The organism is Mesobacillus jeotgali (assembly GCF_002874535.1).
GTDB lineage: Bacteria > Bacillota > Bacilli > Bacillales > Cytobacillaceae > Mesobacillus > Mesobacillus jeotgali.
Map to the genome: position 1 here is coordinate 76,690 of NZ_CP025025.1, position 17,983 is coordinate 94,672.

General features: G+C 45.9%; 14 protein-coding genes. 12 read left to right on the plus strand and 2 right to left on the minus strand.

Annotation, left to right across the window (positions count from 1 at the left end; genetic code table 11):
* Window positions 1-65: 65 nt before the first annotated feature.
* The 4 genes from CD004_RS00350 (at window position 66) to CD004_RS00365 (ending at window position 5,048) form a co-directional block, all read left to right on the plus strand.
* On the plus strand, window positions 66-1,805 hold the full coding sequence (locus tag CD004_RS00350) for an adenine deaminase C-terminal domain-containing protein (RefSeq protein WP_102260938.1): 1,740 nt from the start codon (window positions 66-68) through the stop codon (window positions 1,803-1,805).
* 64 nt (window positions 1,806-1,869) lie between these two features.
* Complete coding sequence (locus CD004_RS00355; protein ID WP_102264937.1) at window positions 1,870-2,910, plus strand: DUF3048 domain-containing protein; 1,041 nt, start codon at window positions 1,870-1,872, stop codon at window positions 2,908-2,910.
* Window positions 2,911-2,939: 29 nt separating this feature from the next.
* Window positions 2,940-3,254 carry a YerC/YecD family TrpR-related protein gene (locus tag CD004_RS00360; protein ID WP_023626236.1) on the plus strand — a complete coding sequence of 105 codons (315 nt, stop codon included), beginning with the start codon at window positions 2,940-2,942 and terminating at the stop codon, window positions 3,252-3,254.
* 366 nt (window positions 3,255-3,620) lie between these two features.
* The gene (locus CD004_RS00365) at window positions 3,621-5,048 is read left to right on the plus strand and encodes a sodium:solute symporter family protein (RefSeq protein ID WP_102260939.1); all 1,428 of its coding nucleotides are present in this window, start codon (window positions 3,621-3,623) and stop codon (window positions 5,046-5,048) included.
* Here CD004_RS00365 and CD004_RS00370 read toward each other — a convergent pair.
* Window positions 5,043-5,312: a hypothetical protein gene (locus tag CD004_RS00370; protein WP_102260940.1), complete on the minus strand. Its 270-nt coding sequence runs from the start codon at window positions 5,310-5,312 to the stop codon at window positions 5,043-5,045. The genes CD004_RS00365 and CD004_RS00370 overlap by 6 nt on opposite strands.
* Window positions 5,313-5,442: 130 nt before the next feature.
* On the opposite strand from CD004_RS00370, the gene pcrB reads away from it, so the two are divergent.
* The 5 genes from pcrB (at window position 5,443) to CD004_RS00395 (ending at window position 12,684) form a co-directional block, all read left to right on the plus strand.
* Window positions 5,443-6,129 carry a heptaprenylglyceryl phosphate synthase gene (gene pcrB, locus CD004_RS00375; RefSeq protein ID WP_102260941.1) on the plus strand — a complete coding sequence of 229 codons (687 nt, stop codon included), beginning with the start codon at window positions 5,443-5,445 and terminating at the stop codon, window positions 6,127-6,129.
* A gap of 65 nt (window positions 6,130-6,194) precedes the next feature.
* Complete coding sequence (gene pcrA / locus CD004_RS00380; RefSeq protein ID WP_102260942.1) at window positions 6,195-8,444, plus strand: DNA helicase PcrA; 2,250 nt, start codon at window positions 6,195-6,197, stop codon at window positions 8,442-8,444.
* Window positions 8,445-8,617: 173 nt separating this feature from the next.
* Window positions 8,618-10,624, plus strand: coding sequence for an NAD-dependent DNA ligase LigA (gene ligA, locus CD004_RS00385; RefSeq protein WP_102264938.1), 2,007 nt, complete (start codon window positions 8,618-8,620; stop codon window positions 10,622-10,624).
* Between the two features lie 14 nt (window positions 10,625-10,638).
* Window positions 10,639-11,856, plus strand: coding sequence for a CamS family sex pheromone protein (locus tag CD004_RS00390; RefSeq protein ID WP_102260943.1), 1,218 nt, complete (start codon window positions 10,639-10,641; stop codon window positions 11,854-11,856).
* Window positions 11,857-12,213: 357 nt separating this feature from the next.
* Window positions 12,214-12,684 (plus strand): hypothetical protein, encoded by a 471-nt coding sequence (locus tag CD004_RS00395; protein ID WP_102260944.1) that lies wholly within the window; start codon window positions 12,214-12,216, stop codon window positions 12,682-12,684.
* 39 nt (window positions 12,685-12,723) lie between these two features.
* On the opposite strand, the gene CD004_RS00400 is transcribed toward CD004_RS00395, so the two are convergent.
* Window positions 12,724-13,182, minus strand: coding sequence for a DinB family protein (locus CD004_RS00400; protein WP_102260945.1), 459 nt, complete (start codon window positions 13,180-13,182; stop codon window positions 12,724-12,726).
* 344 nt (window positions 13,183-13,526) lie between these two features.
* Here CD004_RS00400 and pruA point away from each other — a divergent pair, with 344 nt between their 5' ends.
* The 3 genes from pruA to aceB all read left to right on the plus strand — a co-directional run bounded on the left by pruA (window position 13,527) and on the right by aceB (window position 17,974).
* Window positions 13,527-15,074, plus strand: coding sequence for an L-glutamate gamma-semialdehyde dehydrogenase (gene pruA, locus CD004_RS00405; protein ID WP_102260946.1), 1,548 nt, complete (start codon window positions 13,527-13,529; stop codon window positions 15,072-15,074).
* A 117-nt stretch (window positions 15,075-15,191) separates the two neighbouring features.
* Window positions 15,192-15,896, plus strand: coding sequence for a CPBP family intramembrane glutamic endopeptidase (locus CD004_RS00410; RefSeq protein WP_102260947.1), 705 nt, complete (start codon window positions 15,192-15,194; stop codon window positions 15,894-15,896).
* A 482-nt stretch (window positions 15,897-16,378) separates the two neighbouring features.
* The gene (gene aceB / locus CD004_RS00415) at window positions 16,379-17,974 is read left to right on the plus strand and encodes a malate synthase A (protein ID WP_102260948.1); all 1,596 of its coding nucleotides are present in this window, start codon (window positions 16,379-16,381) and stop codon (window positions 17,972-17,974) included.
* The last annotated feature ends 9 nt before the right edge of the window (window positions 17,975-17,983 follow it).

The window sequence follows — 17,983 nt, forward strand, 5'->3', positions numbered from 1 at the left end:
GCTTGTTGGGGCTGACCAAGGCGCTTGCGCTTTTCGTTTTAAAATAGAGAAAAGGGGAACATGGTATGGAACAACGTTATCGATGGAAAAACAAACAATTGCGCGACCATGCTGCTGTTTTGGACGGCACCCTTTCACCAACGGTCTTATTGAAGAATGCGACATATTTGAACCAGACATTCCGCAAGTGGATGACTGCAAACATTTGGATTTACAATGACAGGATTGTGTATGTTGGTGAAAACCTGCCTGAAAATACAAAGCAATGTGAAATAATGGATTGCACCGGGATTAAGCTGGTGCCGGGATATATTGAACCTCATGCCCACCCGTTTCAACTTTATAATCCCCATTCTTTCGCTGCCTATGCATCACAGACGGGGACGACTACATTGATCAATGACAATATGGTGCTGGCTTTACAATTAGGTAAAAAGAAAGCGTTTTCTTTTATCAATGAGCTGAATGACAATCCGGTCACGATGTACTGGTGGTGCCGTTTTGATGCGCAAACCGAAATTCAGCATGAGGAAGAGGTCTTCTCCAACAGCAATGTCAGGGCCTGGCTTGAACATGAGAATGTCGTCCAGGGCGGTGAACTGACGTGCTGGCCGAAGCTGATGAACGGAGATGACATGATCCTTCACTGGATGCAGGAAACGAAGCGCCATCATAAGAAGATTGAGGGGCATTTCCCTGGTGCATCGGAAAAGACGCTGGCAAAAATGATGCTGTTCGGCGCGGATTGTGATCATGAGGCAATGACTGGCGAGGAAGTCAGAAGAAGGCTGATGCAGGGATACATGGTGTCATTGAGGCATTCATCGATCCGTCCGGATTTGCCTAAGCTGCTCGATGATATTCATGAACTGGATATTGCGGTATACGACCGTTTCATGATGACGACAGACGGAGCATCGACCGCTTTTTATGAAAATGGTGTGATCGATGAATTGATTCGCATTGCTATTGAAAAAGGCGTTCCCATCTTCGATGCTTATAATATGGCAACAATCAATGTCGCTCGTTACTATAATTTCGAGCATCTGCACGGCAATATCGCGACAGGACGGGTAGCGAACATCAACATTTTAAGTGATGAAATGAACCCGACACCTGTTTCAGTGCTGGCAAAAGGCCAGTGGGTGAAGCGTGATGGTGAAGCAATCGATGCAGCTAAAGAGATGGACTGGTCCGAAATGGGCTTCGAGCCGCTTAACATGGATTGGGATCTGACATTGGACGATATGCAATTCTCAATGCCATTCGGGATCAAGATGGAGAACTCGGTCATTACGAAGCCTTATTCGATTTCCATTGACGTTTCCGCTGAGGAATTATCGTCAAAGCATGATGAGTGCTTTTTCATGCTGATCGACCGCCATGGCAAATGGCGCATCAATACGATGCTGAAGGGCTTTGCGACAGAGTTGCAGGGGCTGGCAAGTTCGTTCTCCAATACCGGGGATATCATTTTAATTGGTAAAAGCAAGCAGGATATGATGGCTGCTTTTAACAGAATGAAGGAGATTGGCGGGGGGATTGTCGCCTGTGAAAATGGTGTGCCGGTCAAGGAGATTCCATTGAGGTTGCAGGGTATCATGTCCAGCCATCCGGTGACAGAACTGATGGCCGAGGAGAAGAAGCTGCTTGAATATTTAAAGGAAAAAGGCTATAAATTCGCCGATCCGATTTATTCATTATTATTCTTCAGTTCAACGCATTTGCCATATATCCGCATCACACAAGAGGGCATCTATGATGTGATGAAAAAAACGGTACTCTTTCCAACGATAATGCGTTAAAATATAACAGTGCATCTAGAGATAGACAGCCATGATCGAACTTGGAGATCAAGGGGTGGCGAAAATGAGAAAAAAATGGATCGCTGTGCTTGCGGCCGCGATTGTGCTTACGGCAGGGTGCAGCAGTAAAGAGACAGAGAAAAAAGAAGCAACAGAACATAAAGAAAAAGTGATTGAAGTAGATGAGGTTGTCGCTCCGGAGGAACTGCCGTATCAGTTCCCGCTGACCGGAGTCGGTACTGCCGAGGAGAGTTCTGACCGGGCGGTGGCCGTGGTAGTCAATAACCATCCAAAGGCGCGTCCGCAATCCGGCCTTCACAAAGCTGACGTGGTTCATGAGGTCCTTGCAGAAGGAGACGTTACAAGGTTCGTGGCGATTTTCCAGAGCGAAAAGCCCGAAAAAATAGGACCGGTTCGCAGTGCGAGGGAATACTTTATCGGCCTGGCATCCGGGTTTGACAGCTTCTTCATCGCCCATGGCTATAGCCCTGAAGCGAAGGAAATGCTTGAACGCGGAGCGATTGATAACATCAACGGAATGCAATATGACGGAACACTGTTCAAGCGGGCCGATTTCCGGAAGGCGCCTCATAATTCTTATATCACCTATAAGAATATTGTGAAGGGAGCGGAAACGAGAGGCTACGCACTTGATGAAGCACCGGCTCCTGCAGTATTCTTGAGCAGTGAGGAAGCTGGACAGCTGGAAGGTACTCCGGCAGAAGAATTCATGGTGAAGTACGGTTCGCCGTCGTTTGATGCGATTTATGAATACGACACGGCTGAGCAGAAATACCACCGTTTTAATGGCAGTGAGGAAACAGTTGACCTTGAAACGAAGGATCCTGTTCTGCTCGACAATATCCTTGTCGTGCAAATGGACCATCAGGTAATTGATAGTGCAGGCCGCAGGGTTATCGATATGGATTCGGGCGGCAAGGGATATCTGTTCCAAAAAGGCAAAGTGAATGAGATACAATGGAAAAATGAAGCTGGCAGGATCACCCCTTATAAGGATGGGGTAAAAGCTGGTTTCGTTCCCGGGAAAACATGGATCAACATTGTCCCATCAATCAGCGATGTCTCATTCGACTCTCAACAATAAAATTCTGAGTGAATTAAGGGGTAGACTATATGCAAATTGATAAATTAAGAGGTAAAGAACTCGATCAATTATTCAAGGCGATTTTATCGCTGAAAGATCTCGACGAAGCATACCGCTTCTTCGATGACCTGGCGACAGTGAACGAAATTCAGTCGCTGGCACAGCGCCTTGAGGTTGCCCGCATGCTTCGCGAAGGCAAGACTTATCATAAAATCGAGACCGAAACAGGAGCGAGCACGGCAACGATTTCCCGTGTCAAGCGCTGCCTGAACTATGGCAACGATGCGTATGAAATGGCGCTTGAAAGATTGAAAGAGCAGGAAAACGCTGAAAAAGCGAAATAATATCATGATGGGAGGGCGGAACCTGATGTGGTTCCGTTCTTTTTTGTGGCTGGCGGCGGAATTGGAATAAAAGCTGGATTTTTTCCAATTCGCTATAAATATTAATTTTGGATAATATCAGCGGTATATCTGCTCGTTAAAATCACCAAACTCATACAAAAAGACTGGAAAAAAACACTGATAATTTCCAGTTCGCCAATAAAATTCGAAAATCGCCAATAAAAATTTATTTTCGCCAATAAAATTGTAAAATCGCCAATAAAAATCAAAAATCGCCAATAAAATTGTGAACTCCGCCAATAACCTGGTTACTAGCTAACTTTTACGGGTAGGGGGTAGGTAAAATACAAGATTTGGAGTGAGTTGATGGGGGCAAGTTTGACGGTCATTGCGATAGTTATTATTTATTTAGGCATTATGGTGATGATTGGGTACATATCTTCGAAAAAAATCAATGATAATGAGGATTTCCTAATAGCGGGGCGCAAAATGGGACCTTGGCTGCTGGCGGGTAGCCTTGCCGCGACCGAGGTCGGAGGCGGCTCTTCTCTAGGTGTGGTGGAAAAGGCTTATGGCGAGTGGGGGCTGTCGGCTGTCTGGTATGTCATTACAATGGCGATTGCGTTCATTGTACTGGCGTTCCTGGCGCCGATGCTTCGGGAAGCGGCGGTCAAAACGGTGCCCGAATACTTTCGCAGGCGATATGGTGAAGCGAATTCACTGGTCACGTCGATTATTATGCTGCTGCCGATGGTCGGACTGACAGCAGTGCAGTTCATCGCTTCAGCTACGATTCTGTCCGTCATGACAGGTTGGAGCTATACAGTGTCAGTCATCATCGTCACCGTTGTCGTCACGTTATACAGCGTGATGGGCGGGATGTATAGTGTTGTTTACACAGATGTTGTCCAGTGGATTTTCATTATCGTTGGAATGGCGCTCATCATTCCGTTCACGCTCCAGGCTGGCGGCGGATTCGAACAGGTGACAGCCAATATACCCGAGGCGAAATGGAGTCTTGTTGATGGCGCGGGATGGGGCACGATCATTGCGCTCGTCGTAATGTATATTGCTTCATTTACAGTCGGCCAGGAGGCGGTCCAGCGCTATTACTCTGCCAAAGACGGGAAGGCGGCTAAGCAAGCATCCTATATCACTTCTGCTGTGTATGTGCTGTTCGCGTTCATTCCGGCGGTAATCGGTCTGTTCATGTATGGGATGGTCGAGAACGGCCAGATAGACGGGGCAATGCTGATGGAAAGAGGCGCACAATATGCTTTGCCGGTGCTGGCAATGGAGGTGCTGCCAGATGTGGTAACAGGCATCCTGTTCGCAGCATTGATTTCCGCGACAATGTCCAGTGCGTCCAGTAATCTATTGGCAGCAGGGTCTATTTTTACAAATGATATTTACCACCAATACATCAACAAGAATGCAGCTGACGGAAAACTTTTAAAAATGGTGCGCTATACGATGTATGTCGTTGCAGGATTCGCGTTGCTGACAGCGATCTGGAATGTCTCGGATATCATTACACTGCTCATGTTTTCCTTTACATTGAGAGCTGGCGGGGCATTCATTCCTTATGTGCTAGGGCACATTTGGGAAAAAGCGAGCCCGGCAGGCAGCCTGGCATCCTTGTTCCTTGGAAGTCTCGCAGTCTATCTTGGCGAAAAAGAGATCATCAGCTTCTTTGGGCTTGATCCAATCTATCTTGCGCTGATTGTCAGCGGCATCAGTTTCTATATTTTTTCAAGGTTGTTCACAGAGCAATACGAGCACCGCGATTTATAGATTTTCTTCAAAAAGCGTTCCAACATTCGGTGCGCTTTTTTCTACATATATAGATATATTTCTAACTTCGAGAAATGTCCAGCTCCAGCGCCTAGCCCCTCGAGACGCTTGTCTAGTTTCGCCTCCTAGAAACTCCGAAACTTCAACTCCGCCGGCGGAAGCAAAAAGCGCTTCTTTGTCGGAGTCTCCAGTTTCTGCGTTTCTGGACAGTCGGCTATACATTTCTAATTCGGTCCGCCCAATGAAGTCAAAGAACGACTTCACCGGTCGGCCCTCCAGCGCTTGTCGGGGCTGACCAAGGCGCTTGTGCTTTTCTCACATGTTTCCTTTTTTATATACAGACAACAAATGCTATAATGATGGAATGGATATATAGAATGGGGGCAATTCTGGGATGTACGATGTTCGCGAGTGGAGACATGTGTTCAAACTCGATCCAAATAAAGAGATAACTGATGAAGAATTAGATAGAATATGCGAGTCTGGAACCGACGCAATCATGGTGGGCGGGACAGATGGTGTCACTCTAGAAGGAGTCATTGATTTGATGTCCCGGGTCCGTCGTTATACGGTTCCATGCATTCTCGAGGTTTCGACGATTGATTCAATCACGCCTGGATTCGATTTTTATTTTATCCCGACGGTATTGAACAGCGGCAATCCACAGTGGATCACTGGCCTGCACCATGAAGCGGTAAAGGAGTATGGTGACCTGATGGATTGGGACGAGCTGAAAATGGAAGGATATTGCATCCTGAATCCAGATTGCAAGGCGGCAAAGCTGACTCATGCGAAGACGGATCTTTCAATCGATGATGTACGGGCATACGCAATGATGGCAGAAAAAATGTTCAACCTGCCGATTTTCTATCTAGAATACAGCGGGACATACGGCAATCCTGAGTATGTTGAAGCAGCCAAAGGCGTTCTCGACAAGACTGTCCTTTTTTACGGCGGTGGAATCGAAACGGCACAGCAGGCTGAAGAAATGGCCAAGCATGCCGATGTCATCGTGGTCGGAAATGTTGTTTACACCAACCTTGACGAGGCATTGAAGACGGTTGTTGCAATAAAGAAATAACGAAGTTGTATATAAGGGTTTTATGGGATAAAATAAGAACAAATGTTTGTATGGTGGTGACGAGTGTGCAATATTTAACGGATAAATTACTGAATGGCTTGAACCCGGAGCAGCAGAAGGCTGTCAAGACAGTGGATGGACCGCTGCTCTTAATGGCTGGCGCTGGCTCTGGTAAAACAAGAGTTTTAACACATAGAATTGCGTATTTAATGGTGGAAAAAGGGATAAACCCTTATAACATCCTTGCGATTACGTTTACGAATAAAGCAGCACGCGAAATGCGCGAAAGGATTCAGAAAATGATGGGCGGCGCGGCGGATGACATCTGGATTTCAACGTTCCACTCGATGTGCGTAAGGATTTTGCGCAGGGACATCGATCGTCTCGGATACAACCGAAACTTCACAATCCTTGATTCGACTGACCAGCAATCAGTCATCAAGTCGATTTTGAAGGACAAGAATATGGATCCGAAAAAGTATGATCCTCGTGCGATCCTTGGAACAATCAGCTCGGCGAAGAACGAGTTGATTACGCCGGAGGAATATGCGAAGACAGCGGGGGATTATTTTTCCCAGAAGGTCAGCGATGTGTATACGGAGTATCAGCGCAGGCTGCGCAAAAATAATGCGCTTGATTTTGATGATCTGATCATGACGACGATTACGCTGTTCATCCGCGTGCCGGAAGTGCTGGAGTATTACCAGCGCAAGTTCCAGTACATCCATGTGGATGAGTACCAGGATACGAACAGGGCACAATACATGCTTGTAAAATTGCTTGCGCAAAGATTCCAGAACCTTTGTGTTGTTGGTGATTCGGATCAGTCAATCTATCGCTGGCGCGGTGCCGATATCACGAACATCCTTTCATTTGAAAAGGACTACCCAAGGGCAAGCGTGATTTTGCTTGAGCAGAACTACCGCTCGACGAAGAAGATTTTGCTGGCTGCGAATATGGTCATCCAGAACAATATGAACCGCAAGCCGAAGAATCTTTGGACGGAAAATGCAGAGGGCAACAAAATCATGTACTATCGCGCGGACAGCGAGCAGGGTGAGGCGCAGTTCGTCATTGGGAAAATTCAGGAGCAGATTCGCAATGGCCGCAAGCTATCTGATATCGCGATTCTTTACCGCACGAACGCTCAGTCCCGTGTGATTGAGGAATCTTTCTTGAAGTCGAACATTGATTACTCAATCGTCGGCGGCATCAAGTTCTATGACAGGAAGGAAATCAAGGATATCCTTGCGTATCTCCGCTTGATTTCGAATCCTGATGATGATATCAGTTTGCAGAGAATCATCAATGTTCCGAAGCGCGCGATTGGATCGACTTCTATCGATAAAATCGCCAACTTCGCTACAATGCATGACCTATCGATGTTCCAGGCCTTGGAGACGATTGAAATGATCGGACTGAGCCCAAAAGCGGAAAAAGCTGCGGCAGAATTCCGCAACCTGGTCAGCAATTACACGCACCAGCAGGAATATCTGTCAGTGACCGAGCTGGTTGAGGAAGTCCTGGATAAGACAGGCTACCGTGACATGCTGAAGGCGGAAAAATCGCTGGAGTCACAGAGCCGACTTGAAAACATAGATGAATTTTTAACAGTAACAAAAAGCTTTGAAGAAAGCAGTGAAGATAAGAGCCTGGTGGCTTTCCTGACGGATTTGGCACTTGTCGCTGATATTGATCGCCTGGATGATGATGGCGAGAAGAAAACTGACTTCGTCACATTGATGACATTACACTCAGCTAAGGGACTTGAGTTCCCGGTTGTTTTCTTGATTGGAATGGAAGAGGGAGTATTCCCGCACAGCCGCTCCTTGATGGAAGAGGATGAGATGGAGGAGGAACGCCGTCTTGCCTACGTGGGAATCACTCGTGCCGAAGAAGAATTGTTCATCACGAATGCCCAGATGCGTACCCTTTTCGGCCGTACGAACATGAACCCGGAATCACGGTTCATTAAGGAAATCCCGGCTGATTTGGTTGAGGACGCTGTACCAAAAGTAAGAAGGCCTGCACCAGCCAGCGGCGGCAGACCAGGAACTAGCGGTGGCAGACCAGCCACTGCATCAAGACCATCGATGCCAACTCGCGGAGCTGTCTCCCGTCCTGTCGCAGCTGCAAGCGGCGGCGAAGGCATTGATTGGAAGGTCGGCGACAAAGCCCAGCATGGCAAGTGGGGAACAGGGACGGTTGTCAGCGTTAAAGGCTCAGGAGAAGGAACAGAGCTGGATATCGCGTTCCCAAGTCCAACAGGCATTAAGCGATTGCTAGCTAAGTTCGCACCGATTACAAAAGCGTAAAGTATTTCATTCTTACAATTAAATTACTGTCTGGCTCAAGTGCCTAGCCTTAATATCATCCCTGTGAGTGCACCCCGAGGACCTTGCGAGAAGCGTTAGCTTTGAGCAGCTCGAGTCGCTTGTCGGTGCTGATCAAGGCGCTTGCGCTTTTCGGTTATGAAAGGGCTGGGTTTATGGGTTTTCAGAGCGCTGAGAAAAAAGCCAAGGATTTGCAAAATCTGCTTAATCAATATGCTTATGAGTACTATGTTCTTGACCAGCCGTCGGTTCCCGATGCGGAATACGACAGGCTTTTGAGGGAACTTATTGAAATCGAAGAGCAATTCCCGGACCTGCAGACTCCTGATTCTCCTACTCAGCGTGTTGGCGGCGAGATTTTAACGATGTTCAACAAGGTGCAGCATGCAATTCCGATGCTGAGTCTTGGCAATGCCTTCGATGAGCAGGACCTGCGCGACTTTGACCGCCGTGTCCGCCAGGGTGTCGGCGACAATGTTGCGTATGTTTGCGAGCTGAAGATTGATGGTCTGGCAGTCTCGCTCATTTATGAGGACGGCCTGCTCGTACGCGGGGCGACCCGCGGTGATGGAACGACTGGGGAGGATATTACGTCTAATCTGAAGACGATCCGTTCTTTGCCAATACGGCTTAATGAACCAGTTTCACTGGAAGTACGCGGTGAGGCGTTCATGCCGAAGAAATCCTTCGAAGCATTGAACAAAGCAAGGAAAGAGCGCGAAGAAGAGCCATTTGCCAACCCGCGTAATGCGGCTGCGGGCTCCCTTCGCCAGCTTGACCCGAAGATTGCCGCGTCAAGGAATCTCGATGTGTTCCTTTATGGAATCGCAAATGTCGGTGATACAGGCATCCGCGCACATAGCGAGGGACTTGATTATCTGGAGAAGCTGGGTTTCAAAGCGAATAAAGAACGACGGAAAGTTGACGGCATTGAAGGTGTCATTGAATATGTGAACAGCTGGGTCGAAAAGCGTCCTGATCTTCCGTATGATATTGATGGAATCGTCATCAAGGTAGATTCACTTGATCAGCAGGCCGAGCTTGGTACGACGGCAAAAAGCCCGCGCTGGGCAATTGCCTATAAGTTCCCTGCTGAAGAAGTCGTGACAACTTTGAAGGACATTGAGCTAAGTGTAGGCCGTACTGGCGTTGTCACGCCAACTGCCATCCTTGAACCCGTACAGGTAGCAGGCACGACGGTTGGCCGCGCCTCCTTGCACAATGAAGACTTGATCCGTGAAAAAGATATTAAAATCGGTGACAAAGTCGTCATCAAAAAAGCGGGAGATATTATTCCGGAAGTCGTCAATGTCCTTGCCGAGCAGCGGACGGGCGATGAAGTTGAATTCCATATGCCTACTGAGTGCCCTGAATGTGACAGCGAGCTTGTCAGGATTGAAGGAGAAGTAGCACTTCGCTGTATCAATCCGAAATGCCCGGCACAGATCAGGGAGGGCTTGATCCACTTTGTTTCCCGCGATGCGATGAACATTGACGGTCTCGGTGAAAGAGTGGTAAGCCAGCTGTTTGCCGAAGAATTGATCAAAGATGTTGCCGATATTTACAAGCTGACGCGCGAGCAGCTGCTGGCTCTTGAGCGAATGGGCGAGAAATCCGTCAATAATTTGCTGTCAGCGATTGAAGCGACGAAGGATAATTCATTAGAAAAGCTATTGTTCGGTCTTGGTATCCGTCTTGTAGGAGCAAAAGCCGCGAAGACACTGGCGCAGGAATTTGATACGATGGATAAATTGATGCAGGCATCGAAGGATGAACTGACAGCCATCAATGAAATCGGCGATAAAATGGCCGATTCCATCGTCACTTATTTTGACAACGATGAAGTCAAGGAACTGGTATCCGAGCTGAAGGCTGTTGGCGTCAATATGGAATACAAAGGACCCAAGAAGGTTACAGCAGAGGAATCAGATTCATTTTTTGCAGGTAAAACAATTGTGTTAACCGGGAAGCTTGAGCAAATGGGCCGAAATGAAGCAAAAGAAAAAATCGAGGCGCTCGGCGGCAATGTAGCCGGGAGCGTCAGCAAGAAAACCGATTTAGTCATTGCCGGTGAAGATGCAGGTTCGAAGTTGACAAAAGCAGAAAGCCTTGGGATTGAAGTGTGGAATGAGGAGAGAATGCTTGAAGAATTAAATAAATAAGAGGTGTACACGCCATGAGGAAGCTCTCAGTGGTCGCTCTATCTCTTGTCCTTTTGCTGACGGCCTGTGCCCCTAATTTTCAAAAGCAGGAAGAGGTCGTCCAGGAGAAGGATGATGACACAAAAGAAAAAGCGATTATTCCGAAATACAAAATTTCGGACAAATATTACCGTACCATCATGCCGTTCGAGCCAGGGGAAGCTCGCGGCATGGTCGTCAACAATCTGAATACGCGCTATGACATTACTGAATTTGAGACTGGTCTGATGCGAATTGCGCAAAATACATTTTCCACAGACAAGTACGTTTTCAAGGAAGGCCAGTATCTTGATGGCAGCACCGTTGCATCATGGCTGGAACGTGAAATGACCCCGGCGCAGGTCGAAGCAAAGGAAAAAGAATTGCAGGCTAAGGCTAAAGCAGAAAAAAGCAACAAAAAGGTGATAGTGAAAAACCTGGGCCTGAATCCTGCCGATCCTGGCAAGGGGGATGTCCACGAACGGAATAAAAAGAATCCCATTTACCTTGCCCATATTCTTGAGCATAATTATCTCGTCCAATCTGGCGAAAAAGATACGTACCAGCTTGGCGGAATCGCAATCGGGCTCGCGCTGAATTCCGTCCATTATTACCGTGAGGAAGCTTATGGAGCAGTGTTTGAAAAAAACATTTCGCGTAAAGTTCTTGAAGCGGAAGGGAAGAAAATCGCCCAGGAAGTTGTCAACAGGCTAAGAGGGATCGATGAGTTGAAAAATGTACCGATTACAATCGGATTGTTCGAACAGGAAAGTCGATCTTCTGTTGTCCCAGGAAACTTTTTCAGTTATGCAGAAGTTTCACAGGGCAGCAATAATATAGGCAGCTGGAAAGATGTAAAAGAAAAATACATTCTGTTCCCATCCGCCGAGGCTGAGAAGGAACACAGGGATGACCTGACATTCTTCCAGAACTTCAAGCAGGATGTTGAGGAATATTTCCCTAACTTTAACGGCGTCATCGGCAAAGGCTTTTACCTGGATGGCCAGCTACAGGAATTGAATATAGAGATTCCTATCCAGTTTTATGGCGAAGCCGAAGCCATTGGATTCACCCAGTATGTAACCGGACTGGTCATGGAGCATTTCCCTAACTATATGTCCGTACAGGTCAGCGTATCCTCTGTCCTGGGACAAGAAGCCTTGATCGTCAAGAAACCGGATCAGGATGAACCATTTGTGCATATTTATCAGTAACTAGAAGCAAAGGGCCGAGGTGCTCTTTGCTTTTTTTTTTTGTTAAAAGGTGAATCCAAAGCTTGATTATCATCGTATATATTCTGATAATTCTAACTAGTAGAGGTGGAAAAGTGGCTGTTCAAAGCAGTGTAAGTCAAAAAGAAAAATGGAAATATGTTTTGAAGACGGCTATGTTGTAGGCCTTTGGAATATCAACCTTTATTTATCTTTTTCAATGGGTGACTGGACAAATAACCGAACGATTCCATCCTACTCGGGATAGTAGCCGGTCCAATCGCGATGTTACCTATCGGAATTAGGTGAGGGCTGTAATTTTGAAAGAAAAAAGTTCGATAAACAGGAGGGAGAGGTAGAATGAGGCGCATTATCTTCCATGTAATAATTGTGTTTTTGTTGCTGGCAGGCTGTTCATTAAACTCAACAGTGACAGAAGAAGATGAACAGGAAATTGAAAGATACATAAGTCAAGAAGTGATGAGCCCGAATTTTGGCGGTGAAATTTTCAGTGCTTATGAAATACTCGCCACCAATGAAGAGAAGGGTGAAATTTACTTATGGGCATTGATAGAGGAGTACTACAAAGAAGGTGAGGAAGTTGAGCAAGGTTCCGGGATGTCAGTGCCAATGGTGTTAAAGATCGATCGAAGCGAAGGAGCCTCCAAGGTGATCAGTCACACTTTACCCAGGGATGGAAGCTTTTACGCCGATGACATTAAAGAAATGTTTCCTTACTTTGCAGAGCTAAAAGCCCTTGATTACCCATCCAATCATATCAAAAAATTGATTAAAGAAGTCGAAAGCGAGGTCGCTGAAAAGTTGAATTAGAGAATTGAAAAAAGCAAAGAGCCGTGGCTCTTTGCTTTTTTATATACACTTTTTAATATCAAGGATTGTCTGCAAATGCATGCCTTCATGGAAAATCGTCCGCACCAGGACTTGCTCGATTGTGTGCATGCCCATTTCGGTTGGAGCGAATTCTTCTTCAAGGCGTCCGCCATACAAATCTTTTATTCTCGCAGGCTGGATTTTAAGCAATTCTTTTAACTCATTCACGGAAGGTGTCTCTTCGGTAAAATTGGCCGGAGAGGTGCCGTAGCCAAACCAGGAGTTGAACTCTTCCGGGACATCTGCTGGCTCTTTTGTCACTGCCTGGATCCAGAGATATTGATCAAGATAAATATGCCCAAGGTTCCAGCGAATATTATTATTGAATCCAGCAGGTACTTTCTCTGCATCTACTTCAGAAACTGTATCTGCCACACCTAAGATATAGCTGCGATAAGATTCCAGTTGATTGAACAACACTTCATGACGTTTTTTCATACGTAATAGCCCCCTTTTTGAATGATAGATAAATATTCGCGAGATTAATTGAAATAACCTTCCAAAAAGAGTGTGAAAGTGGTTCTGAGTGGTACGCTTTTAGATTTTATTGGCGAAAATGAGATTAATTCGACCACATCTGGAATTAATTCGACCACATCTGGAATTAATTCGACTAACACGATAGAAAGAACAAAATACGATTGAATTACAATATTGGCATAATAAATATCAAGAAAATTCCCAATACAATACTTGCTAGTACGTTGTCATTGAACACTGTGAGACTCTCATGATAGAATGGGAAAGGAATGAAAACGTTTTAATACATAGGAGGGGATAGAATGGTTCAGCCATACAAACACGAGCCTTTCACGAATTTTAAAGATGAGGTACACCGTGAAGGATACCTTACAGGATTGAAAACTGTAGAAGGTTATCTTGGCCAGGATTATGACTTGGTGATTGGCGGAGAGAGAATCTCGACTGAAGACAAGATTGTATCTTACAACCCATCCAATAAAGAAGAAGTTATTGGACGCGTATCAAAAGCAAACCGCGATCTTGCTGAAAAAGCGATGCAGGCTGCTGTTGAAGCGTTCAAGACTTGGAGAAAAGTAAAGCCTGAAACACGTGCAGATGTATTATTCAAGGCTGCTGCAATCATTCGCCGCCGCAAGCATGAATTTTCAGCGCTTTTAACAAAAGAAGCTGGTAAGCCATGGAATGAGGCTGATGCTGATACAGCAGAAGCAATCGACTTCCTTGAGTACTATGCTCGCCAAATGCTCAAAATCAAAGACGGTATGCCAGTAGAGAGCCGTCCAAATGAATATAACCGTTATGATTACATTCCTCTTGGAGTGGGAATCGTTATTTCACCATGGAACTTCCCATTGGCGATCATGGCTGGTACAACTGTAGCAGCGATCGTTGCTGGTAACACAGTTCTATTAAAGCCAGCTTCTACAACTCCAGTAGTTGCGGCTAAGTTTGTTGAAGTGATGGAAGAAGCAGGTCTTCCTGCAGGTGTCCTTAACTTCGTACCAGGAAGCGGCGCTGAAGTGGGCGACTACCTTGTTGACCACAAAGACACTCGCTTCGTAAGCTTCACAGGTTCACGTGATGTGGGTCTGCGTATTTACGAGCGCGCTTCTAAATTGAGCGAAGGCCAAATCTGGCTTAAGCGCGTCATCGCTGAAATGGGCGGAAAAGATACGATGGTTGTTGACAAAGATGCGGATCTTGAATTAGCTGCTCAAGCGATCACGGCTTCTGCATTCGGCTTCTCAGGACAAAAATGTTCTGCATGTTCACGTGCTGTAATCGTTGAGGATGTATATGACCAGGTTCTTAACCGCGTTGTTGAGCTAACAAATGAGCTTAAGCTTGATGATCCTACAGATCAAAGCACATTCATGGGTCCTGTAAATGACCAGGGTGCGTTCGACAAGATCATGAGCTACATCGAAATCGGCAAGGAAGAAGGCCGTTTGATGACTGGCGGCGAAGGAGACAGCTCAAAAGGCTACTTCATCAAGCCAACAGTATTTGCTGATGTGGATCCAAAAGCTCGCATCATGCAGGAAGAAATCTTCGGACCGGTTGTTGCATTCGCAAAAGCGAAGGATTTCGACCATGCGCTTGAAATCGCGAACAACACTGAATATGGTTTGACTGGAGCTGTGATCACGCGCAACCGTGAAAACATCCAGAAGGCTCGTGAGGATTTCCATGTCGGAAACCTTTACTTCAACCGCGGCTGCACAGGCGCAATCGTAGGTTACCAGCCATTCGGCGGCTTCAACATGTCAGGAACAGATTCAAAAGCTGGCGGACCAGACTATCTGCTTCTGCACATGCAAGCGAAGACTACTTCTGAAATGTACTAATACAGAAATGGAATCCCCTTCTCGTTTTGAGAGGGGGATTTTTTCATCTTATAGGGAATGTACAAGCTCGTCCTTTGTTATACTTAGGTAAAATTACCCTGAAATGGAGTTGATGCTTTGCTTGGAATAGTAGTACAGCTCATAATATCGTGGATTTTACTTCGTGTTCTCTACAGGGAAAACCTAAATGTATTAGGAATCATCCCTACAAAATTAAGGATGTCTCAATTTGCTCTTGGTTTCATTTTTACCGCATTACTTTGTACAGTAATTCAACTGGTCTATTCTTCCTTAACAAATACGGACTGGAAACTGAATGAAAATCTATCTGTCTTTGGCACATTGAACTTCTTATGGTGGAATGTTAAATCTGTCATCTTTGAGGAATTGATTTTTAGAGGAGCACTTCTCTATATCGCTATCCGAAAATGGGGAGCGAGGACAGGGATTTTATTATCCGCAATTGCTTTTGGCATTTACCACTGGTTTTCTTTTGGAGTACTTGGAAATGTTGTTTTAATGCTTGTTGTATTTCTGATGACGTCCATTTCTGGATTGGTTTGGGCATACGCGTTTGAAAAAACAAAATCGATGATGCTTCCAATCGGTCTGCACTTAGGATGGAACTTTGTTTTTAACTCCGTTTTCTCAAAAGGACCCCTAGGCGAACAAATCCTGATTCCACAAGTAGACAAAGCACACTACCTCTCAGATACACTATCCTTCTTCATACAATTCCTGCTGCCTAATTTAGTCGTACCGGCACTCACATTTTTCTATATAAAATTCTTACTGAAAAAGAATGCTGAAAATCCCCTGTGATCAGGGGATTTTTTGTTGTTTAAGAAATTATAAAATTATTTAGTTGCGGATAACTATATGTAGTGGTCTAAATCCAGCTTCAGCGCCTAGCCCCTCGAGTCGCTTCGGTCCGCCCAATGAAGTCAAAGAACGACTTCACCGGTCGGCCCTCCAGCGCTTGTCGGGGCTGAACGAGGCGCTTACGCTTTTTGTTCTGCTGTCTGCCATTTCAAAGCTTTAATTGCTCGGTAAACAATAGGATTTGCACCGTTCCAGTTTATAATTGCGCCGAAATGAGGAGGAATTGCACGTTCGAACTTCATAATTGCACGTTTCATAAGCATAATTGCATCGTCAACTTATTTATGGATTAAGGGTCTATTGGCCCATTTTAAAAATTTTTCAGAAAAATTTAACAAAATAGTTGCAATCTAAATACTCTGTTATATAATACATATTAGAGTTATTGATACTGTACTATAACAAAGGGGTGAAGGCAGTAAATGTCGACACAAACTACTGGAATTGAAATCGTAGGCAGCATGAAAAAAGGATACGAAGAAATTTTGACACCAGAGGCTCTTGATTTTGTAGAGAGGCTTGAAAGGCATTTTGGGGAGCGTCGGGTAGAATTGCTGGCGGCCCGTGAAAAGCGCCAGGAGGAAATCAACGAAGGCAAGCTACCGGACTTTTTGCCGGAGACGAAGCACATTCGTGAAAGTGAGTGGACTATTGGACCGCTTCCGAAAGACCTGCAGGATCGCAGAGTCGAGATCACAGGTCCGACAGACAGGAAGATGGTCATCAATGCGCTCAATTCCGGGGCGAAGATTTTCATGGCAGACTGTGAGGATTCAACTTCACCGACATGGGAAGCGATCGTTGAAGGGCAGATCAATTTAAGGGACGCCGTTAACAGGACGATCTCTTTTGAGAATGCGAATGGCAAGAAGTATCAACTGAATGAAAAAACAGCTGTTTTAATGGTTCGCCCAAGAGGCTGGCACCTAGAAGAAAAACATGTATTGCTCGATGGCAAGCCGATTTCCGGCGGATTATTCGATTTTGCGATGTACTTTTTCCACAATGCGAAAAAGCTGGTGGAGCAGGGCACAGGTCCATACTTCTACCTTCCTAAGATGGAGAGCCACCTTGAAGCGCGCCTATGGAACGATGTGTTCGTTTATGCACAGAATCATCTCGGCATTCCACAGGGAACGATTAAAGCAACTGTTTTGATTGAAACAATTCTTGCATCATTCGAAATGAATGAGATTCTATATGAACTGAAGGAACACTCCGCTGGCTTGAACTGCGGGCGCTGGGATTATATTTTCAGCTATCTGAAAAAACTCCGTTCACAGGATGATGTAATTTTACCGGATCGCTCACAGGTAACAATGACGGTTCCATTCATGAGATCCTACTCATTGCTGACGATCCAGACCTGCCACCGACGGAAGGCTCCGGCAATGGGCGGAATGGCGGCGCAAATCCCGATCAAAAATGACGAGGAAGCAAATGCTGAAGCATTCGCAAAGGTACGTGCGGATAAGGAACGTGAAGCCCGCGACGGACATGATGGCACATGGGTTGCACATCCAGGTCTGGTACCGGTAGCACTTGAGGCGTTCAACAAGGAAATGCCTGAACCGAACCAGATAGATTCCGGTAAGCAAAAGGATGTTGAGGTTAATGCACCTGACCTGCTTGCTGTACCAGAAGGCACTATAACAGAAGCGGGTGTACGCATGAACATCAATGTCGGTATCCAGTACGTGGCCAGCTGGCTGAATGGCCGGGGCGCAGCGCCAATCCATAATCTGATGGAGGACGCGGCGACAGCGGAAATCTCCCGTGCTCAGCTATGGCAATGGATTCGCCATCCAAAAGGAGTTCTGGAGGATGGCCGCAAAGTGACGGTTGAAATGTACCAAGAGCTGAAGGAAGAGGAGCTTGAGAAAATCAAGCTGGAAGTCGGCGAAGCGGTATTTGAAAATGGGAAATTCGAGCAGGCTGCAGAAATGTTCGATGAGTTGATTTTAAAGGATGAATTCGTTGAATTTTTAACATTGCCTGGCTATCAGGCTTTAGCTTAATAGATTGAT